General features: G+C 72.1%; 17 protein-coding genes and 1 pseudogene. 12 read left to right on the top strand and 6 right to left on the bottom strand.

Translation table 11 applies throughout. The annotated features are described in order from the left end of the window. Window positions 1-65: 65 nt before the first annotated feature. Window positions 66-413: pseudogene (locus ACWCPI_RS01385) on the top strand (acyltransferase family protein); the annotation flags it as partial. Here ACWCPI_RS01385 and ACWCPI_RS01380 read toward each other — a convergent pair. Beyond that, window positions 392-901, bottom strand: a complete 510-nt coding sequence (locus ACWCPI_RS01380) for a DUF6174 domain-containing protein (RefSeq protein ID WP_451036146.1) — start codon at window positions 899-901, stop codon at window positions 392-394. The pseudogene ACWCPI_RS01385 and the gene ACWCPI_RS01380 overlap by 22 nt on opposite strands. A gap of 209 nt (window positions 902-1110) precedes the next feature. Next, window positions 1111-5142 (bottom strand): molybdopterin-dependent oxidoreductase, encoded by a 4032-nt coding sequence (locus ACWCPI_RS01375; protein WP_451036145.1) that lies wholly within the window; start codon window positions 5140-5142, stop codon window positions 1111-1113. 243 nt (window positions 5143-5385) lie between these two features. On the opposite strand from ACWCPI_RS01375, the gene ACWCPI_RS01370 reads away from it, so the two are divergent. The 4 genes from ACWCPI_RS01370 to ACWCPI_RS01355 all read left to right on the top strand — a co-directional run bounded on the left by ACWCPI_RS01370 (window position 5386) and on the right by ACWCPI_RS01355 (window position 8389). After that, entirely contained in the window at window positions 5386-5775 is a 390-nt protein-coding gene (locus ACWCPI_RS01370) for a cell division protein SepF (RefSeq protein WP_019756151.1), read from the top strand. Window positions 5776-6282: 507 nt separating this feature from the next. After that, window positions 6283-7401, top strand: a complete 1119-nt coding sequence (locus ACWCPI_RS01365) for an AAA family ATPase (RefSeq protein WP_451036144.1) — start codon at window positions 6283-6285, stop codon at window positions 7399-7401. Further along, window positions 7398-7724: a nucleotide pyrophosphohydrolase gene (locus tag ACWCPI_RS01360; protein ID WP_451036143.1), complete on the top strand. Its 327-nt coding sequence runs from the start codon at window positions 7398-7400 to the stop codon at window positions 7722-7724. Before ACWCPI_RS01365 ends, ACWCPI_RS01360 begins: the two co-directional genes overlap by 4 nt. 194 nt (window positions 7725-7918) lie before the next feature. Continuing rightward, entirely contained in the window at window positions 7919-8389 is a 471-nt protein-coding gene (locus ACWCPI_RS01355) for a DUF6099 family protein (protein WP_451036352.1), read from the top strand. Window positions 8390-8562: 173 nt separating this feature from the next. On the opposite strand, the gene ACWCPI_RS01350 is transcribed toward ACWCPI_RS01355, so the two are convergent. Then, complete coding sequence (locus ACWCPI_RS01350; RefSeq protein ID WP_451036142.1) at window positions 8563-8739, bottom strand: hypothetical protein; 177 nt, start codon at window positions 8737-8739, stop codon at window positions 8563-8565. 245 nt (window positions 8740-8984) lie between these two features. Between ACWCPI_RS01350 and ACWCPI_RS01345 the strand changes: the two genes are divergently transcribed. From ACWCPI_RS01345 to ACWCPI_RS01335, 3 genes are all read left to right on the top strand, one after another. Beyond that, window positions 8985-9908, top strand: a complete 924-nt coding sequence (locus ACWCPI_RS01345; RefSeq protein ID WP_451036141.1) for an LLM class F420-dependent oxidoreductase — start codon at window positions 8985-8987, stop codon at window positions 9906-9908. A 225-nt stretch (window positions 9909-10133) separates the two neighbouring features. Then, window positions 10134-11624 carry a 3' terminal RNA ribose 2'-O-methyltransferase Hen1 gene (locus ACWCPI_RS01340; RefSeq protein ID WP_451036140.1) on the top strand — a complete coding sequence of 497 codons (1491 nt, stop codon included), beginning with the start codon at window positions 10134-10136 and terminating at the stop codon, window positions 11622-11624. Then, entirely contained in the window at window positions 11621-14170 is a 2550-nt protein-coding gene (locus tag ACWCPI_RS01335; protein ID WP_451036139.1) for a polynucleotide kinase-phosphatase, read from the top strand. Before ACWCPI_RS01340 ends, ACWCPI_RS01335 begins: the two co-directional genes overlap by 4 nt. Before the next feature lie 98 nt (window positions 14171-14268). On the opposite strand, the gene ACWCPI_RS01330 is transcribed toward ACWCPI_RS01335, so the two are convergent. Together ACWCPI_RS01330 and ACWCPI_RS01325 are read right to left on the bottom strand one after the other, a co-directional pair. Next, the gene (locus tag ACWCPI_RS01330) at window positions 14269-15168 is read right to left on the bottom strand and encodes a hypothetical protein (protein WP_451036138.1); all 900 of its coding nucleotides are present in this window, start codon (window positions 15166-15168) and stop codon (window positions 14269-14271) included. After that, on the bottom strand, window positions 15165-16202 hold the full coding sequence (locus ACWCPI_RS01325) for an SPFH domain-containing protein (RefSeq protein ID WP_451036137.1): 1038 nt from the start codon (window positions 16200-16202) through the stop codon (window positions 15165-15167). Before ACWCPI_RS01325 ends, ACWCPI_RS01330 begins: the two co-directional genes overlap by 4 nt. Window positions 16203-16327: 125 nt before the next feature. On the opposite strand from ACWCPI_RS01325, the gene ACWCPI_RS01320 reads away from it, so the two are divergent. Together ACWCPI_RS01320 and argF are read left to right on the top strand one after the other, a co-directional pair. Further along, on the top strand, window positions 16328-17551 hold the full coding sequence (locus tag ACWCPI_RS01320; RefSeq protein ID WP_451036136.1) for an arginine deiminase: 1224 nt from the start codon (window positions 16328-16330) through the stop codon (window positions 17549-17551). A gap of 61 nt (window positions 17552-17612) precedes the next feature. Continuing rightward, on the top strand, window positions 17613-18620 hold the full coding sequence (gene argF / locus ACWCPI_RS01315; protein WP_451036135.1) for an ornithine carbamoyltransferase: 1008 nt from the start codon (window positions 17613-17615) through the stop codon (window positions 18618-18620). Between the two features lie 7 nt (window positions 18621-18627). On the opposite strand, the gene ACWCPI_RS01310 is transcribed toward argF, so the two are convergent. Continuing rightward, on the bottom strand, window positions 18628-19080 hold the full coding sequence (locus ACWCPI_RS01310) for an ATP-binding protein (protein WP_451036134.1): 453 nt from the start codon (window positions 19078-19080) through the stop codon (window positions 18628-18630). 307 nt (window positions 19081-19387) lie between these two features. Between ACWCPI_RS01310 and ACWCPI_RS01305 the strand changes: the two genes are divergently transcribed. After that, entirely contained in the window at window positions 19388-20215 is an 828-nt protein-coding gene (locus tag ACWCPI_RS01305) for an enoyl-CoA hydratase family protein (RefSeq protein ID WP_019756463.1), read from the top strand. Further along, window positions 20200-22515 carry a bifunctional salicylyl-CoA 5-hydroxylase/oxidoreductase gene (locus tag ACWCPI_RS01300; RefSeq protein ID WP_451036133.1) on the top strand — a complete coding sequence of 772 codons (2316 nt, stop codon included), beginning with the start codon at window positions 20200-20202 and terminating at the stop codon, window positions 22513-22515. Before ACWCPI_RS01305 ends, ACWCPI_RS01300 begins: the two co-directional genes overlap by 16 nt. The last annotated feature ends 7 nt before the right edge of the window (window positions 22516-22522 follow it).

Below are 22522 nucleotides of genomic sequence, written 5' to 3'. Positions count from 1 at the left end.
GAGCGCCCGGGTCGGCTCATACCGCGCCCGACTTGGCTCATAACGTGGGCAGCAGCGGCGGCGGCTTGGCCGGTTTCGGCTGCTCGATCGTCCTGGTCGCCGGTTTCCTCGCCCGGGTGCCCGGTCGCCGGACGTGGTTCACCGCGCTGGGCGCCGGGACGCTGTACGGCTTCCTGCTGCACGGGTTCGCCGCCCAGGGCGCCAAGTACCTGGGCTGGTACGACCCGGACTGGATCCGGCGGCCCCTGGGCGTCATCACCGTCACGCTGGTCGCCGCAGCGGTGATGACCGCGCTGTGCACCCCAGTCGTACAGCGGGTCTTCCGCCGGCTGGGCCGCCGACGGCGAGCGCACCCGACGGCGGCCGACGAGACCGACCTGTCGCGCCGGCGTCAGTCCTTCGTCGGCGTGTAGTCGCTGATGACGTACAGGGCCTCGTCATCGATCGCATCCTCCTCCCAGTCCAGGGAGATCCGGGCCGGGTGCCCGTCGGCCGCGTACCGGGCCTCCGCCTCGTCGGCGCCGTCCCGTCGCGCCTGGTCCAGCTCGGCGAGGAGTTCCTCCAGTGTGGGCACGGCGTCCGGCACGCGCTCGACCACGCTCCGGCCGCTGTCGTCGAGACCCACGGCATCGACCACGGCGCCGTCGCGGACCGTGATCCGGAAAGTGCCGAGCAAGCTCCGCTCCCCGCCGCTCGACAGGAGCGTGTAGGCGTACGAGCCGGGCTCCTGCCAGGGGGCGCGGCGCTGCGCCGCCGTACCCCGCGCGCCGTCCCCTCCCGCGGAACCGGAGGCCGCCGGTGTCCCGGTGCCGCAGGCGGCGGCCGCGCAGATCAGCCCTCCGATCAGAGCGGCACGGACCCCGGCACGGGCAGCGGTGGGTACGACGGTCACGGCAGCCATCCCTTCGACGACGAACTACCGCTATGACGCCGCTCGCCCGATGAACGTTCGATCTGCCCTCTGGCCGCCGGCTGTCCGGCCCCTCGCGCTCGTCGGGTGACGCTCCGTGAATTGGTCCCGTGCTTCTCGTGCCCTTCATCAGCGCTGTACGGGCGCTGACCGCCGCTTCACAACAGTGGCAACACCGCCCCACCGGGGAGGAACCGCGGTCAGTACACGTCCCTGACGTACCGCTTGGCCGCCGCCAGCTGTTTCACGTACGCCGACGCCTCGGCCTCCTCCAGCCCGCCGTGCGCGACCGCGATGTCCCGCAGCGCCCGGTCCACGTCCTTGGCCATGCGGGAGGCGTCGCCGCACACGTAGAAGTGGGCGCCGTCCTGGAGCCAGCGCCACAGCTCCGGGCCGTGCTCACGCATCCGGTCCTGGACGTACACCTTGTTGCGCTGGTCGCGTGAGAACGCGGTGTCGAGCCGGGCGAGGGTGCCCTCGTCGAGCAGGCCGGTCAGCTCCTTCTCGTAGTAGAAGTCGCTGGCCCGGTGCTGCTCGCCGAAGAACAGCCAGTTCGGCGCGCGGTGGCCGAGTGCGCGCCGCTCCTGGAGGAAGCCCAGGAAGGGTGCGACACCCGTGCCCGGGCCCACCATCACCATCGGCGTCGAGGCGTCGGCGGGCGGCCTGAAGTGCGGGGAGCGCTGCACGAAGACGGGCACCTCGGTGCCGGCATCGGCGTCGGCGAGGAACAGGGAGCAGACCCCGCCGCGGGGCCGGCCGCGCAGGTTCTCGTACCGCACCACGGAGACGGTCAACGAGACGCTGTGCGGGTCGACGAGCGGGCTGGACGATATGGAGTACAGGCGCGGCTGAAGCTTCTTGAGCACTCCGGCCCACTCCTCGGCGCCCGCCCGCACCGGGTGCTCGGCGATGACGTCCACCGCCTGCCGGCCCCAGCTCCACTGGGCCAGGCCGTCCTTGTTGTCGGGCCGCAGCAGCCGGCGCAACTCCCGGTCGTCCCGCACCCGTTCGGCGACGAAACGCAGCAGGTCCGGGGTGATCCTGGTGATGTCGAGGTGCCGGTGCAGGGCTTCGGTGAAGGCGACGACGCCGACACCGTCCAGCTCCACCGCGGTCGAACCGTCCACGCCGGTCACCGCCAGCCACTCCTCCACCAGCGCCGGGGAGTTGACCGGTCGCACGCCGAGCGCGTCGCCCGCCTCGTACGTCAGTGACGTCCCACTCGTGTCGAAGGTGAACCGCCGCACCTCCTTGCTCGCGCCCGGCAGGCTCAGCGGCCGGTTGCCGACGAGACGGGCGGTGGCCGGGGCGGGCTTGGCCCTGGGCTTCTCCACGGCCGCGGGGGCGGCCGTGCCGCCCAACGCCGTGAGGACCTGGTCGAGCCACACCTCCGCCGACGGCTCGTAGTCCGGCTCGCAGTCCGTGCGCGGAGCCAGGCGCACCGCGCCCAGCTCGTCCAGCCGTGCGTCGAGCCGGCGCCCGTGCCCGCAGAAGTCGTCGTACGACGAGTCGCCGAAGGCGAGCACGGCGTACCGCACCCCGTCCAGACGTGGAGCCCGCTCGTCGGACAGCGTGTCCCAGAACCCGGAGCCGTTGTCGGGCGCGTCGCCGTCCCCGAACGTGCTGGTGATCAGGAGCAGGTCGGCCGTGCGGGCGAGGGCGCCGACGTCGGCCTGGTCCATGCCGACCAGGCTGGCCCGGTGCCCGGCCGCGCCCAGCCGCTCGGCGGCGGCGGTGGCGAACTCCTCGGCGTTGCCGGTCTGCGAGGCCCACAGCACGACCACCTCGCGCCTGTCCTTACGCACCGCGGCGGGCTCGGCCGCCGCGCGCGAGTACATGCCGGCGAGCACGCCGTTGACCCACATCGCGTGCTCGGGACTGAAGGGCGCGTCCGGTGGCAGGACGGGGACGCCGGGCGCGCCGGAGTCGATGCCGGCGAGGAAGCCGGTCAGGTACAGGCGTTCCAGGGAGGTCAAAACGGGCGGCGGCGAGGGGGGCAGCCCGAACGGGCCGGCACCGGGGGTGACGGCCGTCGGGACCACCACGTCGGCGGGCCGCTCCGGTACCGGGGCAGAGGGCGGTGTCGGCTCGTGGACCTTCGCCAGCGACACCGCGCACACCTTGAACTCGGGCTGGAAGGAGATCGGATCCACCGCGTCGCCGGTCACCGCGTTGACGCTCAGATACTCACCGAACAGATCGTTCCAGTGGAACGGCGCGAAACAGCACCCCGGCCGCACCCGGTCCGTCACGACCGCGGGCAGCACCGCCCGGCCCCGCCGCGAGGCGACCTCCACCCGGTCCCCGTCGGCGATCCCCAGCGCCTCCGCGTCCCGCGGATGCACCTCGACGAACGGCCCCGGATTCAGCTTGTTGAGCTTGGCGACCCGCCCGGTCTTGGTCAGCGTGTGCCACTGGTGCTGCACCCGCCCGGTGTTCAGGACGAAGGGGTAGTCGTCGTCCGGCAGTTCGGCGGGCGGCATGTGCGGTCGCGCGTGGAACACACCGCGCCCGCTCGGCGTCGGGAACCGCAGAGCGCCGTCCGCGTCCACGTACCGGATCGGATTGCGCGCGGGCCCGTCCACCTCGGCGGCCGGCCACTGCACGGGCGTCTCCCGCAGCCGCTCGTAGGTCACCCCGCGCAGATCCCAGCCGGTCGCGGGGTTCCAGGCCCGCCGTATCTCCTCGAAGACGTCCTCGGCGCTGTCGTACGAGAACCCCTTCTCGTACCCCATCGCGCGCGCGACGGCCGCGATGATCCGCCAGTCGGCCATGGCCTCGCCCGGCGGGTCGGCCACCGCCCGGGTCAGCGTGAGGTCGCGCTCGCTATTGACGAAGACGCCCTCGCCCTCGGTCCACATCGCGCCGGGCAGCACGACGTCGGCGTAGGCATTGGTCTCGGTCTCGCCGAAGACGTCCTGGGTGACGACGAACTCGGCGGCCTCCAGTCCCTCGATGACGGTACGGCGGTTGGCGACCGAGGCGACCGGGTTGGTGCAGATGATCCAGCAGGCCTTGATCTCACCGTCGGCCATCCTCCGGAACATCTCGATCGTGCCCTTGCCGACGCCGTCGGCGCGCAGGGTGCCCGGCGGCAGCTCCCACAGCTCCTCGACGAACGCCCGCTCGGCGTCCACGGCGACGGACCGCTGCCCCGGCAGCCCCGGCCCCATGTAGCCCATCTCGCGCCCGCCCATGGCGTTGGGCTGCCCGGTGAGCGAGAAGGGCCCGGACCCCGGACGGCAGATCGCGCCGGTGGCCAGATGCAGGTTGACCAGGGCGTTCGTGTTCCAGGTGCCGTGCGTGGACTGGTTCAGGCCCATCGTCCAGCAGCTCATCCACTCACCGGCCTCGCCGATCAGCCGGGCGGCCGTGCGCAGGTCCTCCTCGGCGATCCCGGTGATCTCCGCGACGGCGGCCGGCGCGTAGTCGGCGAGAAAGGCGGGCATCTCCTCCCAGCCCTCGGTGTGGGCGGCGATGAAGTCGGGGTCGGTGTGGCCGTTCTCGACGAGCAGGTGCAGGAGGCCGTTGAGGAGGGCGAGGTCGGTACCCGGCTCGACCTGCAGGAACAGGTCGGCCTTGGCGGCGGTCGCGGTGCGCCGCGGGTCCACGACGATCAGTTTGGCGCCCGCCTTGACCCGCTCCATCATCCGCAGGAAGAGGATGGGGTGGCAGTCGGCCATGTTCGAGCCGATGACGAGGAAGACGTCCGCCCCGTCGAAGTCCTCGTACGACCCGGGCGGGCCGTCGGCGCCGAGCGACAGCTTGTAACCCATGCCGGCGCTCGCCATGCACAGCCGTGAGTTCGACTCGATCTGGTTCGTCCCCACGAACCCCTTGGCGAGCTTGTTCGCCAGGTACTGGGCCTCCAGGCTCATCTGCCCCGAGACGTAGAAGGCGACCGCGTCCGGGCCGTGCTCGTCGATGATCGCGCGCAGCCGCCGCGCGGTCCCGGCGATCGCGTCGGCCGTGGGGGCGGGCACCGGCTCCTCGCCCCGGTCGTCCCTGACGAGCGCGGTCGTCAGCCGGCCGGGCGCGGCGAGCATCTCGGCCGTGGTCGCGCCCTTCGTGCACAGCCGGCCCGCGTTCGCCGGGTGGGCCTTGTCCCCGGACGCCTTCAGGACCGTACGCCGCCCGTCCGGCCCCGTCCCGACGTCCAGCAGGACTCCGCAGCCCACCCCGCAGTACGTGCAGACCGTCCGGACCTGGGTCGTGGAGGTGGTCGAGGTCACGCGCTGCCCTTCTCCGGTGGTAGGGGTGGTGTCTGGAGCGTACGAATTGCCCGTTACGTCGATGTCACATCCCTTGATCATGAGGAGTTACGTCGGCCACACAGCCGCCGGGGGCGCCCTGTGAGGGGGTGGACGGCTCAGGTGCGGCGGTCGCGCACCGTGTCGCTGTTGGGCCGAACGGGTGACTTGAGTTAAGAATTGGCCGGTGCAGGTATTGAAGGCGAGTCAGGTCGGGGGGAGCCGGTGAACAGCCACGACGTCACCGATGAACAGTGGGAGGGGCTCGCCCAGGTCGTTCCTTTGCGTGGCCGGGACGCCTGGCCGTCCGCAGTGGACCACCGGGTGCCCCCGGAGGCGGTGACGGAGCCACGGCGCCGGTTCGTCGTCCTGCGGGTCAACGTCTTCGCGGACGCCCGTGAGGTCGCCGAGACGCTGATGGCCGGGATCCCGGTGCTGCTGGACCTGACCGGAGCGGAGACCGAGGTCGCCAAGCGGGTCCTGGACTTCAGCACCGGTGTCGTCTTCGGCCTCGCGAGCGGGATGCACCGGGTCGACCGGAACGTGTTCCTGCTGACGCCGCCCGGCACCGAGGTGAGCGGGCTGATGGAGGGCGCCGGCGTCCCGGGCGCGTGAGCGGGCCGGCCGGCGCGGTAGCTCGATCGTAGGAAGAGTGCGAGGCCGGAACGGTTCGCCTGAGGGGCCGGGTCCTACGGTCCGGACATGGCCGTGTCGTCTGTGTCTGGTGCCCCCCTCTCTCCGCTTCCGGAAATCCCTGGGGTGCCCGGGGCGCCTTCGGGGGACCCTGGGGCGCCTGGCGCTCCTTCGGGAGGATCTGGGGAGCCCGGGGCGCCTTCGGGAGGGCCTGGGGTTCTCGAGGTGTCCGTGTCCGCGGAAGTTCCTGAGGTCTGCGGGGCGTCCTCGGGTGCCTCTGGCGATCCTGAGGTGTCCGCGGGTGCCTCTGGAGGGTCCGGGGTGTCCGCGGGTGCCTCTGGAGGGCCCGGGACGTCCGCGGGTGCTCCAGGAAGGTCCAGGGCGTCCGCTGGAGCCTCTCGGCCCTCCGGTGTGCCGGGGCGCGGCCCGTGGGTGCCCGGGCCGGCTTCGGGCCCCGAGTCGTCGGCGGCCCGCCCGGCGGGCCTTTGGGTGCGTGCGGACCGGCCGTGCGTCACCGAGCTGCGGCTGTCCGCGTTCGCCGGGCATCGGCGGGCGGTGTTCGGGCTCGGCCCGCTCACTCTCCTCGCCGGACCGAGCGGCAGCGGGAAGACGACGGCTCTGCGGGCGTACGAGGCGCTGGCCCGGCTCGGTGGCGGTGCCGATGTCGCCGAGGTCTTCCCCGATCCGGTCGCCTGGGTGCCCGAGCGGGCCCGGCCCGACGCCCAGCGGCGCCGGGGCTTTCGCATCGGCTGCACGGCCGACGGACCCGAGGGGCCGGTCCGGCTCGACGTCGCCGTGCAGGCCGAGCCCGACCTGCGCATCGTCGGGGAGCGGTTGAGCGCGGGCGGCCTGGTGCTGCTGGAGACGGCCCTGCGCGATCCGGGTCGGCCGTATGTGCAGGCCGCCTGGCACACGGCCGGCCAGTCGCCGGTGACGCGGGCACCGCTGCCCGACGACCGTCTCGGCACCGCCCTGCTGCCGCTGCGGGTGGCGGGGAAGACCGACGGGCAGCGCCGGGTGCTGGCCGCCGCGGAGCAGATGGTGGTGGCTCTGCGTTCGGTGTTCTCCTGCGATCCGCGGCCCGACCGGATGCGGGCGCCGGTGCCGGTCGGCTCCGGTCGGCTGCTCGGAGGCTGCGACAACCTCGCCGAGGTGCTGTGGCGGACGCGCGCCGAGTGCGGACGACGGCACGCGCACGTCGTGGCCGCGGTACGGGCCGGGTGTGCCGGTGCGGTGGCCGACGTGGCCGCGGAGGTCCTGGGGGACGGGACGGTGCGGGCGGTGCTCGACCGGGGTGACGGCATCCGGACGGGGCTCGCGCGGCTGGGCGACGGCGAGCTGCGGTTTCTCGCGCTGTCCCTGGTGCTGCTGACCGGTCCCGGAGTGCTGGAGGTCGACCCGGCCGGTGAGGTGCCGGCGGCCATGCAGGCGCTCACCGTGCTCGCCGACGGGTTCGACCGGGGGCTGGACCCGGGGCAGCGCGGCGAGTTGCTGCGGCTGGCGGCGCGGATGTGCGGGCAGGGGCACATCCGGGTGGTCGCGGCGGTGAGCGACGCGACGGGGGCGGCGGATGAAGGCGGCGTGACGGTGGTACACCTGGGGCCGTGACCGAACCCCTCGATGTGGCCGCGCTGCAGCGCAGGCTGGCCGAGTTCGCCGCCGCCCGCGACTGGCAGCCGTACCACACGCCGAAGAACCTCGTGGCGGCGCTCAGCGTGGAGGCGTCCGAACTCGTCGAGATCTTCCAGTGGTTGACGCCTGAGGAGTCGGCGCGGGTCATGGAGGACACCGGGACCGCCGAGCGGGTCAGGGACGAGGTCGCCGACGTGCTGGCCTACCTGTTGCAGCTGTGCGAGGTGCTCGGGATCGATCCGCTGGCGGCGCTGGACGCGAAGATCGACCGGAACGAGCGGAGGTTCCCGGCACCGTAGAGAGGATGCGCACCCGAAGGAGGCGAAGAGTCCGTTTTCACTCTCCGTGTTCGTCTGGCGGGTCGTAGCCGAAAAGTTGTCCGCAGATTTCCGTCTTCCTCTGGCTTTTCGTCTCAAGGCCCTTCACTCTGGGTAGTGGACAAGGGAGTTCGGGTGGACGCGTGGGCAGCGCGTCGGACAGACGGGGACAGCGGATGGACGCGGTGCGGCTCATCGTGACGAGCAGGCGTGCGCTGGCCGGTAGTGGAGGCGCGCCGGAGACCATGACCGAGGTGTGGCAGGCGCAGGCCCTGGCACAGGCGATAGGGAGCAGGCTCGCCGTCTTCGGCCCGCCCGAACTGCGCGGCGAGGCACTGGGACTGACGGAACTGGCAGGGCGGGGCTGCGGTGTCCTGGACGCCCCGGAGCTGGCGGAGAGCGACTTACGCGCCGCCCAGCTGACCGAGCTGGGTGATGCCCGGCAGGCACTCATGCACCTGGGCAGCCTCCTGGGGGAGGTGGGGATCGCCCTCGTCGGCATGGCCAGCGCCGCGGACGACGAGACGACGTACTGGCAGTGCATGGAGGCGATCGACGCGGCCGACGAGTCCCGGGACCGCGTGCTGGAGATGCTGCGAAGACTGGCCGACCGGGATGAGGTGCTGGCGCAGCGGGAGGCGGGGTAGGCGGGGCCTCGGCGGAGCGGCGGCGTGACCCCGCCGTGCCCGGTGCTTTTGGGGAAGGCGGGCAGTGCGCCCACCGGCGCCGAACCCGCGACAGCACACCCCGCCCCCCGCCCGGCCCTCGCGTCCGGCGGCGCCCCCGCCCGGCCCAGGCCCGCGGCGGCCCGCGGTCGGGCTCAGCCGGCGTCCCCGTCCTTCCGGTTACCGGGGCCGGTGCTCCCGGCCGACTGCAGGTCCGCGTCCAGGGCCGACAGGTCCGCGTTCAGCGCCGCCATCAGCTCCTCCATCTGCTGCAGCAGCCCCTTCTGCTGCCCGGCGCCGCCGGTCTGCTGTGGCGCGAATTCCTCGGACATGACGGCCTCCTCGGCCTCCGGCCCCCCGACTGGAGCGGGCCGACACGAATGACGCCCGGGCGGTCACCGTCCGGCGCGGGTGCCGGGCGGTCCGGCTCCGACCGAGCCAACGATCACCGTCGGGGGCGGTCACTGGCACGGGCCAGGGGCGGGTGCGGCGTTGACGGAATTCACCCGACCGGGGACGCCGGGGACCGGCGGGACCGGTGAGGTCGACCAGTGCACCGGCGTGCAGGATGGAAGGTATGGATCTTCGCATCTTCACCGAGCCCCAGCAGGGGGCCACCTACGACACCTTGCTCACCGTGGCGAAGGCCACCGAGGACCTGGGCTTCGACGCGTTCTTCCGGTCCGACCACTATCTCAAGATGGGCTCCGTGGACGGCCTGCCCGGCCCCACCGACGCCTGGATCACGCTGGCCGGACTCGCGCGTGAGACCCGGCGCATCCGCCTGGGCACCCTGATGACCGCAGGAACCTTCCGGCTGCCCGGCGTGCTCGCCATCCAGGTCGCGCAGGTCGACCAGATGTCCGGCGGCCGCGTCGAACTCGGCCTGGGCGCCGGCTGGTTCGAGGAGGAGCACAAGGCGTACGGCATCCCGTTCCCGAAGGAGAAGTTCGCGCGGCTGGAGGAGCAGCTCGCCATCGTCACCGGGCTGTGGGCGACCAAGGCCGGGGAGACGTTCGACTTCCACGGCACCTACTACGACCTCACCGACTCGCCCGCTCTGCCCAAGCCCGCCCAGGACCGGATCCCGGTGCTGATCGGCGGACACGGAGCCACCCGCACCCCGCGGCTGGCCGGCCGGTACGCCGACGAGTTCAACATGCCGTTCGCCTCGATCGAGGACAGCGAGCGGCAGTTCGGGCGGGTGCGGGCCGCGGCCGAGGAAGCCGGCCGCAAGGGCGACGACCTCGTCTGCTCCAACGCCCTCGTCGTGTGCGTGGGCAAGGACGACCAGGAGGTCGCCCGCCGCGCCGCCGCCATCGGACGCCAGGTCGACGAGCTGAAGCTCAACGGGCTCGCCGGCTCCCCGCAGGAGGTCGTCGACAAGATCGGGCGGTATCAGGAGATCGGGTCGCGGCGCATCTACCTGCAGGTCCTGGATCTCGACGACCTCGACCACCTGGAGCTCATCTCGTCCCAGGTCCAGTCCCAGCTGTCGTAAGGACCGCGGGCCGTGGGCCGGTACGAGTGACCGGAGCGATGTCCGGCGGATCGGGCGCGTGCGGCGCGATCCGCCGGACGCGTCGCCTGCGGACGCCTCGCACGGCGGCCATGACTCGAACGCCCGGACGATCGGGGCAGGTGGGAAATTCCGGGGTGCTGCCGACGGCCGCTCTGTACCGTGTGCGTATTCGCAGTTCAAACCCCTACTCCAAGGCCACCCACCGTGTTCCTGACCATCACCACCACCGGTACCCGAGAACGCCCCGCCACCGACCTCGGCTTCCTGCTCCACAAGCACCCGGAGAAATCCCAGGCGTTCTCCACCTCCTACGGCAAGGCGCACGTCCTCTACCCCGAGGCGGACGCCGAGCGCTGCACCGCGGCCCTGCTGCTGGAGGTCGACGCGGTGGCGCTGGTCCGGCGCGGCAAGGGCAAGGGCCGCGGCGGCGCCCCCGACGCGGCGCTCGCCCAGTACGTCAACGACCGCCCGTACGCAGCCTCCTCGTTGCTCGCGGTGGCGCTGAGCGGCGTCTTCTCCAGCGCGATGCGGGGCGTGTGCAACGCCCGGCCCGAGCGGGCCGCCGCGCCGCTGCCCCTGCGTATCGAGGTGCCCGCGCTGCCCGCCCGGGGCGGCCCCGAACTCGTACGACGGCTCTTCGAGCCGCTCGGCTGGGCGGTGACCGCTGAACCCGTACCGCTGGACACCGAGTTCCCGCAGTGGGGCGACTCGCGTTACGTCCGGCTCGTGCTGGAGTCGGACGCGCTGACCCTCGCCGAGGCCCTGCGTCATCTCTACGTCCTGCTCCCCGTCCTCGACGACGCCAAGCACTACTGGGTCTCCTCCGACGAGGTCGACAAGCTGCTGCGGGCCGGTGAGGGATGGCTGCCGGACCACCCGGAGCAGAAGCTGATCACCAGCCGGTACCTGTCGCGCCGCTGGTCGCTGACCCGGGAGGCGATGGAGCGGCTGGAGCTGGTGCGGCTCGCGGAGGCCGACGACAGCGAGGTCGAGGACATCGACAACGCGGTCGATGCGGACGGCGAGGCCGAGGAGAAGCCGACGCCGCTCGCCGTGCAGCGCCGGGACGCGATCATCGCCGCGCTCAAGGCGTCCGGCGCCGCCCGCGTGCTCGACCTGGGCTGCGGCCAGGGGCAGTTGGTGCAGGCCCTCCTGAAGGACCCGGCGTTCACCGAGATCGTGGGCGTGGACGTGTCGATGCGGGCGCTCACCATCGCCGGACGGCGGTTGAAGCTGGACCGCATGGGGGAGCGGCAGGCCTCGCGCGTCAAGCTCTTCCAGGGCTCCCTCGCCTACACCGACCGCCGGCTCAAGGGCTACGACGCCGCCGTGCTCAGCGAGGTCGTCGAACACCTCGACCTGCCCCGGCTGCCCGCCCTGGAGTACGCGGTGTTCGGCTCGGCCCGCCCGCGGACCGTCCTCGTGACCACGCCGAACGTCGAGTACAACGTCCGCTGGGAGAGCCTCCCGGCCGGCCACGTCCGGCACGGCGACCACCGCTTCGAGTGGACCCGCGAGGAGTTCCGGGCATGGGCCGGCGCGGTCGCCGAACGGCACGGGTACGGCGTGGAGTTCGTACCCGTGGGACCGGACGACCCCGAGGTGGGACCACCCACGCAGATGGCCGTGTTCGAGATGGGCGCGGCCGGCACGCAGAGCACCGTGAGGGACGAGAAGGAGGCGAAGGCCGCATGACCGAGAACCACGCAGCACCGAAGGGCCGAGCCCTGCCCGTCACCGACCTCTCCCTCGTCGTCCTGGTCGGGGCCTCCGGTTCCGGCAAGTCCACCTTCGCCCGCAAGCACTTCAAGCCCACCGAGGTCATCTCCTCGGACTTCTGCCGCGGCCTGGTCAGCGACGACGAGAACGACCAGAGCGCGACGAAGGACGCCTTCGACGTCCTGCACTACATCGCGGGCAAGCGCCTGGCCGCCGGCCGCCGTACGGTGGTCGACGCCACCAGCGTGCAGCAGGACGCCCGACGGCAGCTGATCGACCTCGCCAGGAAGCACGACGTGCTGCCGATAGCCATCGTGCTCGATGTGCCGGAGGAGGTGTGCGCCGAGCGCAACGCGGCCCGTACCGACCGCGCCGACATGCCCCGCCGGGTCATCCAGCGGCACACCCGGGAAATGCGCCGCTCCCTCAGGCACCTGGAGCGCGAGGGCTTCCGCAAGGTGCACGTCCTGCGCGGCGTCGAGGAGGTCGAGAACGCCACCGTCGTCACCGAGAAGCGCTTCAACGACCTCACCCACCTCACCGGCCCCTTCGACATCATCGGCGACATCCACGGCTGCGCGTCCGAACTGGAGTCGCTGCTGGGCAAGCTGGGCTACGTCGACGGAGCGCACCCGGAGGGCCGTACGGCCGTCTTCGTCGGCGACCTCGTCGACCGCGGCCCCGACAGCCCGGGCGTGCTGCGCCGCGTGATGTCGATGGTCAAGTCGGGCAACGCGCTGTGCGTGCCCGGCAACCACGAGAACAAGTACGGCCGTCACCTCAAGGGCCGCAAGGTCCAGCACACGCACGGACTCGCCGAGACCATCGAGCAGATGGACGCCGAGAGCGAGGAGTTCCGGGCGCAGGTACGGGAGTTCATCGACGGGCTCGTCAGCCACTACGTCCTCGACGGGGGCCGGCTGGTGGTCTGCCACGCCGGTCTGCCGGAGAAGTACCACGGCCGTACGTCCGGCCGGGTCCGTTCGCACGCCCTGTACGGCGACACCACCGGGGAGACCGACGAGTTCGGGCTGCCGGTGCGCTACCCGTGGGCCGAGGACTACCGGGGACGGGCGGCCGTGGTGTACGGCCACACCCCGGTCCCGGAGGCCACGTGGCTGAACAACACCATCTGCCTGGACACCGGCGCCGTCTTCGGCGGCAAGCTGACCGCACTGCGCTGGCCGGAGCGGGAACTGGTCGACGTACCCGCCGAGCAGGTCTGGTACGAGCCGACCAGGCCGCTGCGGACCGAGGCGCCCGGCGGACACGACGGCCGCCCGCTCGACCTGGCCGACGTTCACGGGCGCAGGGTCGTGGAGACCCGTCACCAGGGCCGCGTCTCGGTCCGTGAGGAGAACGCGGCGGCGGCCCTGGAGGTCATGAGCCGCTTCGCGGTCGACCCGCGCCTGCTGCCGTACCTCCCGCCCACCATGGCACCGACGGCCACCAGCCACGTCGAGGGCTACCTCGAACACCCCGCGGAGGCCTTCGCGCAGTACCAGGAGGACGGCGTCGAGCGGGTCGTGTGCGAGGAGAAGCACATGGGCTCGCGCGCGGTGGTCCTGGTCTGCCGGGACGCGCAGGCGGCGCGCAGGCGCTTCGGGGTCGACGGGCCGACCGGCTCCCTCTACACCCGCACCGGCCGCCCGTTCTTCGACGACGAGTCGGTGACCGAGACCGTCCTCGACCGGCTGCGGACGGCGATCGGCGCGGCCGGCCTCTGGGACACGCTCGAAACCGACTGGCTGCTGCTGGACGCCGAGCTGATGCCGTGGTCGCTGAAGGCGGCGGGTCTGCTGCGCTCGCAGTACGCGGCCGTCGGTGCCGCCTCGGGAGCGGTGTTCCCGGGCGCGCTGGCCGCGCTGGAGGGCGCGGCGGCCCGCGGGGTCGACGTGTCCGACCTGCTGACACGCCAGCGGGAACGGGCCGCGGACGCCGCCGCGTTCACGGACGCCTACCGGCGCTACTGCTGGCCGACGGACGGCCTGGACGGCGTACACCTCGCTCCCTTCCAGGTCCTCGCGGTCCAGGGCCGCAGCCTCGCCGCCCTGCCGCACGACGAGCAGCTCGCGCTCCTCGACAAGCTGGTGGAGCACGACAACAGCGGCCTGCTGCGGACGACCCGACGGCTCTACGTCGACACATCTGACCCGGAGTCGGTGCGGGCCGGTGTCGACTGGTGGCTGGAGATGACGGGTCGTGGCGGCGAGGGCATGGTCGTCAAGCCGCTCGGCGCGGTCGTGCGCAGCGCGCAGGGACGGCTGGTCCAGCCCGGGATCAAGTGCCGGGGCCGTGAGTACCTGCGGATCATCTACGGTCCGGAGTACACACGCCCGGACAACCTGGCCCGACTGCGGCAGCGCTTCCTGAACCACAAGCGGTCGCTCGCGATCCGCGAGTACGCGCTCGGTCTGGAGGCACTGGACCGGCTGGCCGAGGGCGAACCGCTGTGGCGGGTGCACGAGGCGGTGTTCGGGGTCCTGGCCCTGGAGTCGGAGCCGGTGGACCCAAGGCTGTGACCCGGGACGCCGGCGGGCGGGTGACCCTCACCGTCCCCCGCCCGCCGGACGTCCGGTCGTGAGACGCTGCCCGGTCCGTCGGCGCATCGGGACGGGGCTCAGGCCACCAGCCGCAGCCGCTCGCCGCACACACCCACCCGTACCGTCTGCCCCCAGGTCAGCTCGACCGCGTCCGTCTCCATCCCGTCCCCGAACGCCACCAGCCGCTCGGACTCGACGGTGAGGCGGAGGCCGGACGCGGCGGCGAGTTCCCCGGCCACCAGGGAGGTCCCGGTGGCCGGGGACGGCCAGGCCTCGCGGACGAACCACAGCAGTCGTTCCTCGGTGGGGGAGGGCAACCGCAGTCGCTCTCCCCGTTCCTGCCACACCGACCGGATCCAGCCGGTCGCCCCCGTCCCCGTGCCGATGATCACCCCGGACGAAGCCTGGGCCTCGACGCCACCCCCGTCGTCCTCCAGGCCCAGGCGGTATCGGGCCGTCTGATGTCCGGCGGCGCCCAGGTAGATCTCGTTCAGTGCCACGAGGCGTTGCCCGTCGTCGGTGACGGCCTCGACCATGGTGAGTTCGTCGCAGCCGCTCCTGGCCGACTGCGTCGACACCAACAACTGCGCCGCGTCCGCGGGACGGTGGCGCACCAGGACACCGGGGTTGCGACCGGGGTCGGCGTCGATGCCCACCACCGGCTGCCCGGCCAGGTACTTGGCCGCGTTGGCGACCAGCCCGTCCTGCCCGACCACGACCACCACGTCCTCCGGTGCGAACAGGAACCGGTCCAGGTCGGCCCGCTCCACCCGTGCCTGACGCCAGGTCAGGGGAATCGCGGAGGTCACCTCCGCCAGCGCCCGGCGGGTCCGGCGGTGGCGTTCCGCGACCTCCTCGATGCCACGCCCGCGGGAGGAGAGGAAGAAGACCGCCTGGCCGTGCGTGCCGTGCCGGGCCACCAACTCCTCGTACTCCGTCCTGCGATGGACGAGGACGACCCGGGGAGCGAGGCTCACGCCTGCTCCCGCGTGCCGAGCCGGGCGAGCAGCCCCGTGAGCACGTCCGGCGACACCGTCACGCTGTCGATCCGCGGCAGGTTCTCCGCCAGCCGTGTCCCGGTGAGCGCGTGCAGCGTGGCCACGTCCACCTCCGCGTGCACCCGCAGCCAGGCCGCCTGTGCCTGCGCCCGCGCCTCACCGACCTCGCGGGCGCCCTCCGCCTCCGCTCGTGCCAGTCGTACGGACCGGGCGGCCTCCGCCTCCGCGAGCCGTACCGTCCGTGCCGCCTCGGCCTTCGCCCGCACGGCGTCGGCCGCCGCGTGCTCCTCCGCCTCCCGGCGCGCGTTCGTGCCCCGCTGGTCCACCAACTGCTCCTCGCGGCGGGCGAGTTCGATCTGGCTGGCCAGTTCGTTCTCCGCGATGGCACGCTCCCGCTCGACGGCCACCGCCCGCCGCTCGTACGTCGCCCGGTCCGCCTCCTGCTGGATCTGCTCGCGGGCCGGTGTGCGCAGCGCCCGCTCCACCTCGGGTTCCGGGCGCAGCGCCACGACCCGTACGGCGACGACCTCGATGCCGGTCGCCGGGAGGCGGGGTTCCGCGGCCAGGCCCGCCGCGATCCGCTCCCGTACCGCCTTCACCCCGTCCACCAGGGCCGACGACAGCGGCGTACGGGCCAGGACGTCCAGCGCGTGCTGCTGTGCCGTCTCCGTCAGGAGCGTGCCCAGTTGCTCCAGCGGCGTGCCCCGCCAGGCGCCCGTGTCGGGGTCGATGGAGAAGTCCAGACGGGACGCGGCCGTCGCCGGGTCGCTGATCCGGTAGGTGACCGTCGCCTGCACGGCCACGTCCTGGAAGTCGGAGGTGCGGGCATGGAAGGTCATCGCCAACTCGCGGTCGTCCACCGGCACTTCGGAGAGTGCGGCGGTCAGTGCCCGGAACCAGAAGCTCAGGCCGGGGCCGTCGTGCAGCAGTCTGCCGCCGCGGTGGTGGCGGATGTGCGCCGTGGGCGCGCCGCGCAGATGGCGCCAGCCGAGGCGCCGGGTGATGTCGGCCATGCGATCCCCTCCACGATTTCTCGTCATTCGGACGATAAATGAGAGGTGTTGTTGTCGTCAAGGGGACGAAAACAACAACAGGAAAGAGTGGGGTGAACGCGGCCCTCGATGGTCAGGATGGAGGCATGGGATTCCATGTCGACTCCGAGGCCGGGCGGCTGCGCCGCGTCATCCTGCACCGGCCGGATCTGGAGCTCAAAAGGCTCACCCCCAGCAACAAGGACGCGCTCCTCTTCGACGACGTGCTGTGGGTGCGCCGGGCGCGCGCCGAGCACGACGGCTTCGCCGACGTCCTGCGTGACCGCGGGGTCGCCGTCCACCTCTTCGGCGACCTGCTCACCGAGGCCCTGGAGATCCCGGCGGCCAGACGGCTGGTCCTCGACCGGGTCTTCGACGAGAAGGAGTACGGGGTGCTCGCCACGGACCACCTCCGCGCCGCCTTCGAGGGCCTGCCCGCGCGCGAGCTGGCCGAGGCCCTCGTCGGCGGCATGACCAAGCGGGAGTTCCTGGAGGTGCACCCCGAGCCGACCTCCGTGCGCTTCCATGTCATGGAGCTCGACGACTTCCTTCTCGCGCCCCTGCCCAATCACCTCTTCACCCGTGACACCTCCGCCTGGATCTACGACGGCGTCTCCGTCAACGCCATGCGCTGGCCGGCCCGCCATCGCGAGACCGTGCACTTCGAGGCGATCTACCGGCACCATCCGCTGTTCCGCGACGAAACGTTCCACTTCTGGTCCGAGGGGCAGGCCGACTACCCCTCCACCATCGAGGGCGGCGACGTCCTGGTCATCGGCAACGGCGCGGTGCTGATCGGGATGAGCGAGCGGACCACGCCCCAGGCCGTCGAGATGCTCGCCCACAAGCTGTTCGCCGCCGGGTCGGCCCAGACGATCGTGGCCCTCGACATGCCCAAGCGCCGCGCCCTCATGCATCTGGACACCGTGATGACGATGGTCGACGGGGACGTCTTCACCCAGTACGCCGGGCTCGGCATGCTCCGCTCCTACACCATCGAACCGGGCGCCGGCGACAAGGAGCTGAAGGTCACCGACCACCCGCCGGAGCACATGCACCGCGCGATCGCCGCCGCCCTCGGGCTGAGCGAGATCCGCGTCCTGACCGCGACCCAGGACGTCCACGCGGCCGAACGTGAGCAGTGGGACGACGGCTGCAACGTCCTCGCCGTCGAGCCGGGCGTCGTCGTCGCCTACGAACGCAACTCGACCACCAACACCCATCTGCGCAAGCAGGGCATCGAGGTGATCGAGATCCCGGGCAGCGAGCTGGGGCGGGGGAGGGGCGGCCCGCGCTGCATGAGCTGCCCGGTCGAACGGGCGGCCGTATAGAAATTCTGAAGCTCGTATAGACTTCCAGGGTCTTTGTTGCCGCATCTCTGGAGCGCCCCTCATGGCGACTGTCCCGACCGCCCTCGCCGGCCGCCACTTCCTCAAGGAGCTCGACTTCACCGAGCAGGAGTTCCGCGGGCTGGTCGAGCTGGCCGCCGAGCTGAAGGCCGCGAAGAAGGGGGGCGCCGAGACGCGGTACCTGCGGGGCAGGAACATCGCGCTGATCTTCGAGAAGACCTCGACGCGCACCCGCTGCGCGTTCGAGGTCGCGGCGGCCGACCAGGGCGCCTCGACGACGTACCTCGACCCGTCCGGCTCGCAGATCGGCCACAAGGAGTCCGTGAGGGACACCGCGCGCGTGCTGGGCCGGATGTACGACGGGATCGAGTACCGCGGGGACAGCCAGGCCAAGGTGGAGGAGCTGGCGGCGTACGCGGGCGTGCCCGTCTACAACGGTCTGACCGACGACTGGCACCCCACCCAGATGCTGGCCGACGTCCTCACCATGACCGAGCACAGCGCCAGGCCGCTCAAGGAGATCTCCTACGCCTACCTGGGCGACGCCCGCTTCAACATGGGCAACTCGTACCTGATCACCGGAGCGCTGCTCGGCATGGACGTACGCATCGTCGCCCCGAAGACCTACTGGCCGGCCCAGGAGATCGTGGACCGGGCCCGGGAACTCGCCGAGACCAGCGGTGCGCGCGTCACCCTCACCGAGGCGGTCGAGGAGGGGGTGGCGGGCGCCGACTTCGTCGCCACCGACGTCTGGGTCTCCATGGGAGAGCCCAAGGAGGTCTGGGACGAGCGGATCGCCGCCCTCGGCCCGTACGCCGTGACCATGGACGTGCTGCGCGCCACGGGCAACCCGGACGTCAAGTTCCTGCACTGCCTGCCCGCCTTCCACGACCTCGGCACGAAGGTCGGGCGGGAGATCTTCGAAAGCCATGGGCTTCAGTCGCTGGAGGTCACGGACGAGGTGTTCGAGTCCGCTCACTCCGTGGTCTTCGACGAGGCGGAGAACCGGATGCACACCATCAAGGCCGTGCTGGTGGCGACGCTGGCGTGAGCCGGCGTCACGCCGGACGGCGCTGAGCCGGCACGACCGGCAGCCGGAACCACACCGCCTTGCCGGAGTCGGTCGGGCGATGGCCGCAGGACGAACTGAGGGCACGGATCAGCAGCAGCCCGCGGCCGTGCTCCTGCCACGGGTCGGGCTCGCCCGCGACCGGCCGGGTCAGATCGCCGGGCGGCGCCGGGTCGGCGTCGTGCACCTCGACCTGGCAGCCCGACGGCAGCAGCTCCACCACGAGCTCTATCGGGCCGTCGCCCCCGGTGTGCTCCACGGCGTTCGCCACCAGCTCCGCCGTCAGCAACTCCGCGGTGTCGCTGTCGGCGGAGTGCTCCAGCTCGGCCAGCGCCGTACGGACCAGTGCGCGCGCGACGGGCACGGCCGCGGCGGTGTGCGGCAGTGCGATACGCCAGGAGGCGGAGGCCGGGGGGCGATCTTGCAAGGCGGGTCCGTTCATGAGCAGGCAGTCCTGCTTTCAACCTGATGAATGGTACGGCGCCCCCCGGCAGTGACGTCCGACGGGCACCGTTCGGGACCTGCGGCCCCGACTGCTGGGCGGCTTACCCGGGTGAACGGCCCGCCCAGCACGGCTGATCCCGTCGTTACCTGGGTGTCGACGAGCCGTGACGGATGTGACGGGATCGGGTCGGGCCCGACCCGCCCTATTGCGCATAAGTGACGGCGGTCAAAGTTCGGTGATAGCGTCGGAGGGGTAAGGCTCAATGAGCCAGTGCCCGCCGTCCCGCCCGAGGAGGCCGCACGTCATGAGTCCCTTCACCGGCTCCGCCGCCCGTACCTCCGACTGGGAGCATCTGCGGGTCGAGCATGCCGACGGCGTCGCCACCGTCACCCTCGCCCGGCCCGAGAAGCTCAACGCGCTCACCTTCGGCGCCTACGCCGACCTGCGCGACCTGCTCGCCGAGCTCTCCCGTGAGAAGGCGGTGCGGGCCCTGGTGCTGGCCGGCGAGGGCCGCGGCTTCTGCTCCGGCGGCGACGTGGACGACATCATCGGCGCGACGCTGTCCATGGACACCGCACAGCTCCTCGACTTCAACCGGATGACCGGACAGGTCGTGCGGGCCGTACGGGAATGTCCGTTCCCGGTGATCGCGGCCGTGCACGGAGTGGCGGCGGGAGCCGGGGCGGTCCTGGCGCTCGCGGCCGACTTCCGGGTCGCCGACCCCAGCGCCCGCTTCGCCTTCCTCTTCACCCGGGTCGGACTGTCCGGCGGCGACATGGGCGCCGCGTACCTGCTGCCCAGGGTCGTGGGCCTGGGCCACGCGACCCGCCTGCTCATGCTGGGCGAACCGGTCCGTGCACCGGAGGCCGAGCGCATCGGCCTGATCAGCGAGCTCACGCAGGAGGGGAAGGCGGACGAGGCCGCCCGGTCCCTGGCCCGACGCCTCGCCGACGGTCCCGCCCTGGCGTTCGCCCAGACGAAGGCGCTGCTGACGGCCGAGCTGGACATGCCACTGGCGGCAGCCGTCGAGATGGACGCCTCGACCCAGGCCCTGCTGATGAACGGCGAGGACTACGCGGAGTTCCACGCGGCCTTCACGCAGAAGCGGCCTCCCAAATGGAGGGGGCGGTGACGGTGCCGACCGGACAGAGCCGAACCCGCCCCCTTCGAGTCGCGGTCGTCGGCGGCGGCCCCGGGGGTCTCTACGCGGCGGCGTTGCTGAAGCGTCTCGACCCGTCCCGCGACATCACCGTCTGGGAACGCAACGCCCCCGACGACACCTTCGGCTTCGGAGTCGTCCTCTCCGACGAGACCCTCGGCGGCATCGAACACGCCGACCCCGTCGTCCACAAGGCACTCCAGGCGCACTTCACCCGCTGGGACGACATCGACATCGTCCACCGGCAGGTCCGCCACACCTCCGGCGGCCACGGTTTCGCCGCGCTCGGCAGAAAACGACTCCTGCAGATCCTGCACGACCGCTGCCGCGCCCTCGGCGTGTCACTCCGCTTCCGCGCCGAAGCCCCGCACGCCGCCCGGCTGGCAGAGACACACGACCTCGTCATCGCCGCCGACGGTGTGCACAGCGCCACCCGCGAGGCCTACCGCCATGTGTTCCGCCCCCATGTGGCCGAGCACCACTGCCGCTACATCTGGCTGGCCGCGGACTTCGCCTTCGACGCCTTCCGCTTCGAGATCGCCGAGACCGAACACGGCGTGATGCAACTGCACGGCTACCCCTACGCGGCCGACGCCTCCACCGTCATCGTCGAGATGCGGGAAGAGGTGTGGCGCGCCGCCGGGTTCGACGAACTCGACGAACAGGAGTCGGTCGCGCGCTGCGCCAAGATCTTCGCCGACGCGCTCGGCGGACGCGCGCTCAAGTCCAACAAGTCGGCTTGGACGACCTTCCGCACCGTCGTCAACGAACGCTGGTCGCACGGCAACATCGTGCTGCTCGGCGACGCCGCCCACACCGCCCACTTCTCCATCGGCTCCGGCACCAAGCTCGCCGTCGAGGACGCCCTCGCGCTCGCGGCCTGCCTGGAGGAACAGCCCGACATCGCGAGCGCGTTGACCGCGTACGAAGCCGAGCGCAAGCCGGTCGTCGCCTCCACGCAGCGCGCCGCCCGCGCCAGCCTGGAGTGGTTCGAGAACCTCGGCCTCTACCTCGACCAGCCGTCCCGCCAGTTCGCCTTCAACCTGCTCACCCGCAGCCGCCGCGTCACCCACGACAACCTGCGCCTGCGCGACGCCCGCTTCACCGAGTCCGTGGAGCGCGACTTCGGCTGCCCGCCGGGCACGCCCCCGATGTTCACCCCGCTGCGGCTGCGCGGCCTGACCCTGCGCAACCGCGTCGTCGTGTCCCCGATGGACATGTACTCGGCCACGGACGGCGTCCCCGGCGACTTCCACCTCGTCCACCTCGGCGCCCGCGCCCTCGGCGGAGCCGGCCTGGTGATGACCGAGATGGTGTGCGTCAGTCCCGAGGGGCGGATCACCCCCGGCTGCGCCGGCCTCTACACCGGACGCCAGGCCGAAGCCTGGAAGCGGATCGTCCGGTTCGTGCACTCCCAGGCGCCCGGTACCGCGATCGGGGTGCAGCTGGGTCACAGCGGGCGCAAGGGATCGACCAAGCTGATGTGGGAGGGCATCGACGAGCCCCTGGAGGACGGCAACTGGCCGCTCGTGGCCGCGTCCGCGATCCCCTACAAGCCGCACAGCCAGACTCCGCGCGAGCTCAGCCGTGCCCAACTCACCGACATCCGCGAGCAGTTCACGGGCGCCGCCTGGCGTGCCGCCCGCGCCGGCTTCGACCTCCTCGAACTGCACTGCGCGCACGGCTATCTGCTCTCCGGCTTCCTGTCCCCGCTGACCAACCACCGCACGGACGCCTACGGCGGTTCCCTCGGCGGACGGCTGCGCTTCCCGCTGGAGGTCTTCGACGCCGTACGCGCCGTGTGGCCGGAGGAACGGCCCATGACCGTCCGTATCTCCGCCACCGACTGGGCCGAGGGCGGCACCACCGCCGAGGACGCCGTCGAGATCGCCCGCGCCTTCGCCGCGCACGGCGCCGACGCCGTCGACGTGTCGACCGGGCAGGTCGTGGCCGACGAACAGCCCGAGTTCGGGCGGTCGTACCAGACGCCGTACGCGGACCGGATCCGGCACGAGACCGGCCTGCCGGTCATCGCCGTGGGCGCGATCTCCTCCTGGGACGACGTCAACTCGCTGATCCTGGCGGGCCGTACGGACCTGTGCGCCCTGGCCCGGCCGCACCTCTACGACCCGCACTGGACGCTGCACGCGGCGGCCGAGCAGGGCTACGAGGGCCCGGGCGTCGTCTGGCCCGCCCCGTACCGCGCGGGCAGCCGCCGCCCCCGGACCGGACGTACGGACGCCCCCAAGCCCCGCCTCGCCCTGGGCGGTTGACTCCCGA

Source organism: Streptomyces sp. NPDC001920 (assembly GCF_053594495.1).
Note: the sequence above shows the minus strand (reverse complement) of the source record. Positions and strands in the feature narration are given on the sequence as shown.